This is a genomic window from Pseudomonas sp. P4_B4 (assembly GCF_056402255.1).
Map to the genome: position 1 here is coordinate 48,049 of NZ_JBFUHS010000032.1, position 10,023 is coordinate 58,071.

Sequence of the window (10,023 nt, forward strand, 5' to 3'; positions counted from 1 at the left end):
AATCCTGCCATTGATGAAGGACAAAAACATCGGAGCCGCAGGACCCGGTTTGCTTCCCTCCCGGTCGGCCGATAAAGTCCATTGATCGTAGATCCAACGGACGGAGTACCCCACGTGTTCTCAACCTTCCCTTTGCGCCGCTATCGCCTGCCAGCCCTGGTTCTGCTCGCCAGTGCCTTGACCCTGGGCGCGTGCAATAACGCTTCAGTCCCGACCCTGCCGCGCGCACCGGAAAGCGCTTCCGGTTTTCGCACCGACCTGCGCACCCAACACGCCGAAAAATACATGGCCGCGGCGGCCAACCCGCTGGCAGCCGAAGCCGGACGGGAAATGCTGCGCCGGGGCGGCTCGGCCATCGATGCCGCGATTGCGATGCAAGCGGTGTTGACGCTGGTCGAGCCACAGTCTTCGGGCATCGGTGGTGGCGCATTGATCGTACTCTGGGATGGCAAAACCGTGCGCACTTACGACGGCCGTGAAACCGCCCCGGCCGGCGCCACCGAGAAGCTTTTCCTGCAAGCCAACGGACAACCGATGGGGTTCACCCAGGCGCAGATTGGCGGTCGCTCGGTGGGCACGCCCGGCGTGCTGCGCGCTCTGGAACTGGCCCATCAAAAACACGGACGCCTGCCCTGGACGCAGCTGTTTGAACCGGCCATCCGGCTCGCCGAGCAAGGCTTCGCCATTTCGCCACGCCTGCACCAGTTGATCGCCGCGGATTCGTCCATGCCGCGTTCAGCAGAGATGATGGCTTACTTTCGCAATGCCGATGGCAGCCCAAAAGCCGCCGGCACAAACTTGAAGAACCCGGCACTGGCCGCCGTGTTCAAACGCATCGCCCATGAAGGCCCGGATGCCCTGTACAAAGGCCCGGTCGCCGAGGAAATCGCGGCCAAGGTGCAGGGTCACGTCAACCCTGGCAGCCTGTCCCTGACCGACCTCGCCAACTACCAGGCCAAGGAGCGCGCGCCGCTGTGCACCGACTACAAGCGCTGGCAAGTCTGCGGCATGCCGCCGCCATCGTCGGGGGGAATCGCCGTGGCGCAGATCCTCGGCACGCTGCAAGCCCTGGAGACTCGCGATAAACGTCTGGCGCTGGCACCGCTGAAACCGGTCAAGACCACGGCCCCGGCCGGCATCGAGCCCGACCCGCAAGCCGTGCACCTGATCTCTGAAGCCGAACGCCTGGCCTACGCCGACCGCGCTCAGTACGTCGCCGACACAGACTTCGTCCCCGTGCCGGTCAAGGGTCTGGTCGACCCGACCTACCTCGCCAGCCGCGCCGCCCTGATTGGAGAACGCAGCATGGGCACGGCCAAACCAGGCACTCCGCCGGGCATTCAGGTGGCCTATGCGCCGGACCGTTCGCCGCTGCGGATTTCAACCTCGCAAGTGGTGGCCGTCGATGATGCAGGCGGCGCCGTGTCGATGACCACCACCATCGAGTCGGCGTTCGGCTCGCACATCATGGTTCAGGGTTTCATGCTCAACAACGAGATGACCGACTTCTCGTTCATCCCCGAGGAAAACGGGCAAAAAGTCGCCAACCGCGTCGAACCCGGCAAACGCCCGCGCTCCTCCATGGCCCCGACCCTGATCTTCGACCGCCAGAGCGGCGAATTCCTTGCTACCGTCGGTTCCCCCGGCGGCTCGCAAATTATCGAATACGTGGCCAAATCCACCATCGGCCTGCTCGACTGGAACCTCGATGCGCAAGCCGCAATCAACCTGCCCAACTTCGGCAGCCGCAACGGCCCGACCGAACTGGAGCTCGGACAGTTCAGCCCGACGCTGATTCAGGCGCTGAAAGACAAAGGGCACAGCGTGAGCGAGATCGACATGACCAGCGGCACCCAGGCGATTGTTCGGGTCAAGGACGCCCAAGGCAAAGCGTCGCTGACAGGCGGGGCCGATCCGCGGCGTGAGGGGCAAGCGCTGGGGGATTGAGACGTACGCAGGGATGAGAAAGGGCTTACTGGTGGGTAGGCCCTTTTTATTGGTAAAGAGTCCAGGTCGCCTCGATCCCGCTGCTTTTTCCTACCCACAAGTATTTGCGTCCTGGTTAGAGTTTCCACGCCATGCACATAAAATTTGTCGGCACTCACAAGCAGTACGACACGGTCGACGCTGATAACGCCGAAATGGTGTAACCCATGAACATTCACCCGATTCACACCGAAGAGGATTACCGCGCCGCTCTCAAGAGCGTCTCTGCACTGTTTGAGAATGAACCAGAGATTGGCACTCCCGAGGGAGATTACTTTGACATCATGATTACGCTGATCGAGTCGTTTGAGTCGAAGCACTTCCCGGTCGACTTACCCAATCCTATCGATGCGATCAAGTTCAGAATGGAGCAGTCCGGGTTGTCCGCCGCCGATCTTGCACCCGCCATCGGCTGCACAAATCGTGTTTATGAAGTACTCAATGGCAAGCGAGCGTTGACGCTTCCGATGATCTGGAAACTGCACGAGCTGTTCGGGATACCCGCCCAGAGCCTGATCAAACCGGTCAAGCACGTTTGATCAGGGGCAGCTCTTGCAATCATACCCACCGATAATACGGACGATGCAGAACTCCGCTTATCGACTGATCTTCAACCCCTGTCGAACCTGGTGCTTTTCCAGCCCCAGCTCGATCAGTCGCGTCACCAGCTCGCTGTAGGTCATGCCGGTGGCCTGCCACAGTTTCGGGTACATGCTAATGCGGGTGAAGCCGGGCAGCGAGTTGATTTCGTTGATCAGCACTTCGCCGCTGTCGGTCAGGAACACATCGACGCGGGCCAGGCCGGAGCAGCCCAGTACCTGAAATGCCTCGACGGCCAGGGCGCGAATGCGCTCGCTGACCTCGACGCTGATATTGGCTGGCACTACCACTTCAGCGGCCTTGTCGTCGATGTATTTGCTGTCGTAGGAATAGAACCCGCTGCGCACCACGATCTCGCCGCAGCCACTGGCGATGGCGTCTTCATTGCCGAGCACCGCGCATTCAATCTCGCGGCCGCTGACGGCAGATTCGATCAACACTTTGGTATCGAAACTCAAGGCCAGCTCCACCGCTGCGCGGTACTCAGCCTCGTCGGTGACTTTGCTCACGCCCACGGAAGAGCCCTGGTTCGCCGGTTTGACGAACAGCTGCAAACCCAACTTGCCCCGCACCTCGGCAAACCCGGTGCGCGCCGCCGTGGCGCGGGTCAATGTCACGAACGGCGTCACGGCCAGGCCGGCATCGCGCAGCAGGCGCTTGCTGATGTCCTTGTCCATGCACACAGCCGAGCCGAGCACATCGGAGCCGACAAACGGCAGATCGGCCATGCGCAGCAAGCCTTGCAGGCAACCGTCTTCTCCGAGGGTGCCGTGGACAATCGGGAAGATCACATCGACGTGACCGAGCATTTCCTGGCTGGAAGTTTCCACCAGTTGCTGACTGGCTTTGCCCGGCACCACGGCCAGTTCGCGATTGGACTGATTGAGGGCGATCAGCGCCGGGTTTTCCTGGTTCAGCAAAAAGTTGGAAGGGTCGTTGAGGTGCCAGTGGCCTTGTTTGTCGATGCCGATCAGCACCGGCTCGAAGCGTGAACGATCCAGCGCATCGACAATGTTTTTCGCCGACTGCAACGACACCTCATGCTCGGCCGAACGGCCTCCGAAAATGATCCCCACGCGCAGCTTGCTCATGACCTGGCCTCATCCTGACAAATAAAAAACAACCTGTAGCGAATGCGCCCCACAGTGCAGTATTTGCCCTTGGTTTTCTAGCGGACAAGCCGCCTTCCGATCAGAAGACAGCGAACCGCTGGCTGGGTTACCGTGTTGCGCATCAAGCTCAAGACGATCATCACCATGACCAAGCGTCCGCCTCGCAATGACTGGTTCCTTCGCGCGCCCGATGTCGGCGGGCTGCAGCGTTTCGAGGCGTTTTTTGCCGGCCATGGCTACGACCTTCACCGCCACGATACCTATGCCATTGGCCACACCCTGGCCGGGGTGCAGAGCTTTCAGTATCGCGGCGGATGGCGTCACAGCCTGCCGGGCGCAACGATCGTGCTGCACCCGGACGAAGCCCACGATGGCGAGGCCGGCACCGAGTCCGGTTTCCAGTACCGGATGATGTACATCGAACCGGCGCTGATCCAGCAGATGCTCGGCGGGCAAGCGCTGCCATTCATCAAGACCGGGCTGTCGAACGATCCCCGCCTGTTCGCCGCCACGGGCGCGTTGCTGCGCAGCCTGGATTGCCCGCTCGACCCGCTGGAAGAACAGGACGCGCTGTTCGATCTGGCGCAGGCCATGAGCACGGCTTCCGGCGCGCCGGGCAAACGCTCGGGTTTCGATTACGTGGCCGCGCAGCGTGCGCGGGAATACATCCACGGTACCCTGGATCGCACCGTGACCCTGGATGAACTGGCGCAACACAGTGGTCGGGATCGCTGGAGCCTGTCCCGGGATTTTCGCCTGTTGTTCGGCACCAGCCCCTACCGCTACTTGACCATGCGCCGCTTGGACATGGTCCGTGCGCTGTTGATTCAGGGTCAGAGCCTGGTCAGTGCCTCGCTGATCGCAGGCTTCACCGACCAGAGCCACATGACGCGGCAATTCGGCAAAACCTACGGCCTGTCACCGGCCCGCTGGATCAACATGCAGCGCCGTTGAGCCACGCACAATCGTACAAGAAGCGCATGGAGTCGCTGGCTATCGTGGGTTCACCAACCACCGCGAGAGCTGTTTCATGAACGCTTACGAAAGCCTGAACTTCGCTGAAAAAATCAGCTGGATCGATTCCCACTGGTCGCCCCGGGTCATCGCCGAAATGAACGACTACCAGTTCAAGGTGGTGAAGCTGCTGGGGGACTTTATCTGGCACGACCACCTCGATACCGACGAAACCTTCATCGTGCTCGAAGGCCGGTTGCGCATCGACTTTCGCGATGGCCACGTGCTGGTGAACGCCGGGGAAATGTACGTGGTGCCCAAGGGCGTCGAGCACAAACCCTGTGCCGAGCAGGAGGTGAAACTCCTGCTGATCGAACCCAAGGGCGTGCTCAATACCGGCAGTGAAGGTGGCGAACGCACGGCCGAGAATGATCTGTGGATATGAGCCCGGACCGGCTCAAACCTGCAAGTGCTTGCCATCCACCGGATCGCCGATCTTCAGGAAATGCCCGCCCGCCACGTGGTGCAAGGTGCGCAGCGCATCATGCCCCTCGAAGTGCCAGCGACCTTCGCTGAACACGCGCTCGTCGGCTTGGGCTGCGATCACTTCGGCCAGGAACAGATCGTACTGTTGATGGTTGTTCGGCTCAGGCAACAGACGACATTCCAGCCAGGCCACGCAGCCTTCTAGCATCGGTGCATCGACCGACTCGCCGGTGAAGGTCTGCAAGTCGTAGGTCTCAAACTTGTCGCGCCCCTGGCCCCGGGTCAATTCCAGGCCGGAGGTCGAACCGACGGTCTGCACAATGTCGGCTTGGGTGGCGCAAGGCACGTTCAGCACAAAGGTGCCCGAGGCTTCCAGCAGCTGGCGAGTCCAGGTGGACTTGTCCAGCACCACGGCAATTTTCGGTGGTTCGAAATCTAGTGGCATGGCCCAGGCTGCCGCCATGATATTACGCTGACCACCGTGGGCTGCACTGACCAGCACGGTCGGGCCATGATTGAGCAGACGATAGGCCTTGGACAAGGGAACCGGACGGCGGTGGGAAACGCTCATGGAAGTCTGCTCCAGGGGGAAAAGAGCCGATTGTAACGACATCCCAAATGAAAATATCGCAGCCTGCGGTCGCTCCTTCAAAGTGGTCCATCACCCGAGCAGGTACCATTCAACCGCTTGTTCGTGTCGTGTGATCCTGTCGGAAAAGGGCCAAGTGCGCATCTGGTAGCGCTGGACCAGTTGTGTCGGCAAGATCTCGCCCTGTTCGAAATACCGAGCGACGCTCCTGTCTACTGAGTGATGGCGGGGAAGCCAGCCCACCTTCCAGTATCCACTCACCGGACAGGCTTGGCCGCTATGGCAGTTCGGTGCCGACAAATGAGATTGGCTGAATGCAGGCGATCCCGGTAGACCCTGCCCCGTGGCCGGGTCGAGAAGCTTGGCTTTGGCCAGTTGGTTGATCAGCTCTTCGCTGGGTTTTTCAGGGGGGACATTGGCCAGGCGTTCTTCGAGCCATTGGAGCTTACCGTCCCAGGATGGCAACGGCGCGGGTGGCAGCGGGACGATTTCGGCGACCAGCAGCAGACATGTCAGCAACAAGACCCGGCGCATCAGTCGAGGTCCGACATGTCGGATTCGCCGAAATAGAACTCGATGATGGGAGCTATGGGCGAGGCCTGGGCTTTTTGGCCCCGTTTGTTCCGTTTAATGATCTTTTGCCAAATATTGAAGGCCCATTCCGAATTATCCTGCGCTCCCTTTTTAGTGGAAAAATTTGAGACAACCGACCCGGAAAATTTAAAAAACATCCATCCTACCCACAGAACAATAAAGCCACTTTATTCTCACTCGACGTAGTCCTTCAGTCAGCTTTTGCCCGCTCTATTTCAGCTTTAATTCCAGCCCAGACACCCTTACAAACCAACCGAATAAACCACCGTTGAACCGGGGCAACCGCCTTACTCGCGACACCTCTACTGAGTCTCTTCTTTATCAACAACTCGATATCGCGTAAAAGCTGATCCTCATTGAAGAACCAGCAGACCGGAGGCACTGGTGCCAGCAGATTGTAAATACACACGGGCGCAACTCTTTCAAAAAACGCGTACTCGACATCCGACAAAGGGTAATTTTTTGCGATACTCGCGATATATCTGTAGTCAATCTCACTATCAACAAACGCACCCGACAAAGCCAACCAAAGTTTTTCGTTCAGTTGATCTGCCACCTTGTAAACTCCTCTAGTTCATCATCAAGGGAGTCTGCGATTTCCGAAGCCACCCAGCCAGACGCAGCCCCGCCTGCCAGCATTAAACCGATTGCGCAGAACGGCGCGCCAGGTCCACAGATCGTAGATACAGCCATGCTTGCCAATACTCCTCCCGCCAATCCACCGCCTATGGTAATACCCTGCTTAATAGCTTCCTTGGGTTTATTATCTGCATTGGCAATTACATAAGTCGCATGGGCGATAGTCACAACAATCAAAACCTTCCCTGATACCTTTAGCACTTTATTTACAGTGTTAAACTTTATATTCGGCCTTGCCGAAGACTCAACGATTTCATAGTACACTGAATTTTTTTGCGCCTGACTCAGATCTATAAATTTTTTACCAAACTTCTCCTCAGTCTTCCGGTTCAATATCTCCTCCAAGGCAGGAGCAACGAATTTCTTCTTCTCCGCAATAGCCAACCCATGGACCGATGTATTGGCACGAATCTCCGCCATTATTTTATTTCGCGCCTCGTAGCAAAACTCCGCTGCTTCCTTCACCGAGATACTTCCAGACCTTACTTGGTTTAAAACCTCCACCTTGACTCTTCTGACATTTCGATTGTAGTTTTCGCGCTGCCGCGCATCATTTAAAAAATCGTTAGAAAACTTCAGAGCAACCCCTTCAAAGCTTTCAACAGCCTTATTTAATACATCGTCATCAATGGGATGGCTTTTTTGAGCCAAGTAATTACGATAAAAATTATCCATAACAGTTACTCCACCAACATTCGCAGTAATTTCTCGGCACCACTGGAATCACGCCCCTCTCGATTCAGATCCTCGACTTCAAATTTGATACAAACCTCTCCAACAAACGAATAAAAATTCGCTTTATTTTCACTATCAAACTCACTTAGAAGCACTGTTCCATCATCCATCGTGGCACTGCACTTCAAACCTTGATAATTCATATCAGATGGTGCAGTAAAACTGATCCATTTCTCGGACGCTGGAAACTCAATTTTCAGCCCACCCGGCAATAAGGTATGAGCGCTCATGGTCCGCCCTTCCTTGTCGGTTACGCCGTTAAACACTTCGCCCTGTTCAGTGGTGATCCGGTAGCGGGTAAACGCCAGCGGTGCCTGGCTCTCATCTCTCAGAACGTATTCCCCGGAGTAACCTCCAGGTAAGGGTGTTGCCGGCGTATCCAGCCTGGCGCTGCCAAACTTTTGCACATGCTTGGCCCGTTGATAGATATTGCCGGGGGCGCCCTGATCGAGGTCGCCGTCTTTCAAGCGGACAAAGACCCCTCCGCATTCCAATATCAGCTCTTTCTCAGCGCGGATGTGGACCCGGCCATCCACGCTCTCAATCTTGATGTCGCCCTTCGCCAGGGCGTGCAGAAGGCCTTCCAGAGCATGCAAATCGATGTTGCCCTTGGCCGCCTTGAGCTGCATGTCCGCGCTGTGCGCGAGCAGGCTGATGCCGTCCTCGGCGGTGGCGGTGATGTTCTGCCCGGCGCTGAGGTCGACGTTGTGCGCGGCGACGATGCCCACGCTTTCGCTTCCCGAGGACAGGCTCACCGCCTCCGGGCTGACCATGCCTATACCTGCCGGGGCGTGCAGCAACAGACCCGGTTGCTTCAAGCCATCGAGGACTTGGTTGAGCCGTTCCTGGCTGGCGGTGTCGCCGGGGGTGGTTTCAGCCGCGCGAGCCGCATCGGCGAGGGAACGCGCCAGCGACAAGGCACTTTCCAATTGGGCGACGGCAGCATCCATGTCGAGTTGCGCACCCTTGGTTTTCTCCTGTTTGTCCGCGCTGATGAAAAGACCCTTGCCGCCTCTGATGGCGCCCCAATCATCCGTACGCAGCTCAAACCCTTCCCCCCGCTTCTTGCGCTGGCCATCCACCAGATGCCCCAGGTTCAGCTGACTCTTGCCGCCATACTCGGTACTGAGCTTGATGTGCTCCTGCCCCCGCGTGTCATCCAGGCGCAGCTTGTTGTTGGCCGGCGTGCGCAGCACGTTGCGGTGGTCGTTGCGCTGGGTCACCAGGTCCGGGTGCTGGTCGTCGTGCAGGGCGTGGGCGATGTAGGGGCGGTCCGGGTCGCCCTGTTCGAAGGCGATCGCCACTTCGGTGCCGGCGATCAGCGGCAGGTGCAGGCCGTAGGTGTCGCCGGCGTAGGCGCGGGCCTGGCGTAGCCATTTGCTTTCGCGGCCGGCGGGCCAGGTGTCGCGGTCGAAGAGGAACTTGACCCGGTAGCGCCCTTGCATGTCGATTTCGGTGTACAGGGGGTTGCTCTGGGGGTGGGTGATGCGTGCCGGCAGGGTGCCGGCGATCTGTGGTTTGGGCGGSACCTCKGGSCGRAARCACAGGCGCAASGCGTAGGGCATGGCCTCGAAATCGCAGGTCAGGCTGCGGTCGCGGGCGGCGCGCGTGGTGATCTTTGTGATCACCACGCGGGAGGCGAAGGCCTTGGGGGCGTCGCCGCTGATGGTCAGGACCTGGCCCGGGGCCAGGGTGGCGCTGCTGCTGGTGCCGCTGAGGTGGGTCTGGTTGTTGAGGTAGCGTTCGTGGTGCAGGCGCGCATAGAAAAAGCCGCTTTCGCTTTGCAGGTCTTCGTCGCGCAGGTGGGACTTGCCGAGCACGCGGTAGGGTTCGGCGTAGTGGTAGGCGTCGCCGTAGGTGTTGTCGGCGACGCCGCGGGTCGTGGCCACGCCGTGGGTGGCGGGCTCGCCGAGGGTCTGGTCGACCTCGCCGTCGAGGTAGGCGCGGCTGTCCTCGGGGTGATAGGCGCGTACGCTGACGTGCTGTTCCACCACCCGGTGGCGGGTTTTCAGGGCCCAGACGCTGTCCTCGACGCTGTTGCTGAAGCCCGACGGCGAGCGCAGCGGCAGCTCGACGTCGAACTGGTAGCAGCGCTGGTCGTCACAGAACTCGACGACGTCGAAGGCGAGCTCTTCGTGCTGGATGCAGCGGAACCAGATGCCGACGTCGGCCAGCAGGCGGCTGATGAAGGCCAGGTCGCTTTCCTGGTACTGCATTACCTGCTCGCGCTGCGGGTACTCGCGCTTGAGGTTGAAGCGAAAGTGCCCGGTGTCCAGGCCGTGGCGGTCGCGCAGAATGCTTTTGACGATGTCTGGCACGGACTGGTGC

Annotated in this window: 9 protein-coding genes and 1 pseudogene; 4 read left to right on the top strand and 6 right to left on the bottom strand. The window is 59.2% G+C overall.

The window, feature by feature from the left end; all coding sequences use genetic code 11:
• The first annotated feature begins 114 nt into the window (after positions 1 to 114).
• On the top strand, positions 115 to 1,947 hold the full coding sequence (ggt, locus tag AC1DVE_RS25505; protein WP_477784285.1) for a gamma-glutamyltransferase: 1,833 nt from the start codon (positions 115 to 117) through the stop codon (positions 1,945 to 1,947).
• Between the two features lie 206 nt (positions 1,948 to 2,153).
• Positions 2,154 to 2,525 carry a helix-turn-helix domain-containing protein gene (locus AC1DVE_RS25510; RefSeq protein ID WP_223454693.1) on the top strand — a complete coding sequence of 124 codons (372 nt, stop codon included), beginning with the start codon at positions 2,154 to 2,156 and terminating at the stop codon, positions 2,523 to 2,525.
• 57 nt (positions 2,526 to 2,582) lie between these two features.
• Here AC1DVE_RS25510 and ddlA read toward each other — a convergent pair whose 3' ends face one another.
• On the bottom strand, positions 2,583 to 3,677 hold the full coding sequence (gene ddlA / locus AC1DVE_RS25515; RefSeq protein WP_223454692.1) for a D-alanine--D-alanine ligase: 1,095 nt from the start codon (positions 3,675 to 3,677) through the stop codon (positions 2,583 to 2,585).
• A gap of 165 nt (positions 3,678 to 3,842) precedes the next feature.
• Here ddlA and AC1DVE_RS25520 point away from each other — a divergent pair, with 165 nt between their 5' ends.
• Together AC1DVE_RS25520 and AC1DVE_RS25525 are read left to right on the top strand one after the other, a co-directional pair.
• On the top strand, positions 3,843 to 4,652 hold the full coding sequence (locus AC1DVE_RS25520) for an AraC family transcriptional regulator (RefSeq protein ID WP_223454777.1): 810 nt from the start codon (positions 3,843 to 3,845) through the stop codon (positions 4,650 to 4,652).
• A gap of 76 nt (positions 4,653 to 4,728) precedes the next feature.
• Positions 4,729 to 5,097, top strand: coding sequence for a cupin domain-containing protein (locus tag AC1DVE_RS25525; protein WP_223454690.1), 369 nt, complete (start codon positions 4,729 to 4,731; stop codon positions 5,095 to 5,097).
• Between the two features lie 12 nt (positions 5,098 to 5,109).
• On the opposite strand, the gene AC1DVE_RS25530 is transcribed toward AC1DVE_RS25525, so the two are convergent.
• The 5 genes and pseudogenes from AC1DVE_RS25530 to AC1DVE_RS25550 all read right to left on the bottom strand — a co-directional run.
• The gene (locus AC1DVE_RS25530; protein WP_223533250.1) at positions 5,110 to 5,709 is read right to left on the bottom strand and encodes a flavin reductase family protein; all 600 of its coding nucleotides are present in this window, start codon (positions 5,707 to 5,709) and stop codon (positions 5,110 to 5,112) included.
• 90 nt (positions 5,710 to 5,799) lie between these two features.
• Positions 5,800 to 6,225 (bottom strand): annotated as a pseudogene (locus AC1DVE_RS25535) (DUF6396 domain-containing protein); the annotation flags it as partial.
• Positions 6,226 to 6,511: 286 nt separating this feature from the next.
• Positions 6,512 to 6,877: a DUF7079 family protein gene (locus tag AC1DVE_RS25540; protein WP_223454687.1), complete on the bottom strand. Its 366-nt coding sequence runs from the start codon at positions 6,875 to 6,877 to the stop codon at positions 6,512 to 6,514.
• Positions 6,862 to 7,635 (bottom strand): hypothetical protein, encoded by a 774-nt coding sequence (locus tag AC1DVE_RS25545; protein WP_223533251.1) that lies wholly within the window; start codon positions 7,633 to 7,635, stop codon positions 6,862 to 6,864. The genes AC1DVE_RS25540 and AC1DVE_RS25545 overlap by 16 nt, the downstream gene beginning before the upstream one ends.
• 5 nt (positions 7,636 to 7,640) lie before the next feature.
• The coding region (locus AC1DVE_RS25550) for a DUF2345 domain-containing protein (RefSeq protein ID WP_477784286.1) at positions 7,641 to 10,023 on the bottom strand (2,383 nt) is incomplete at its 5' end.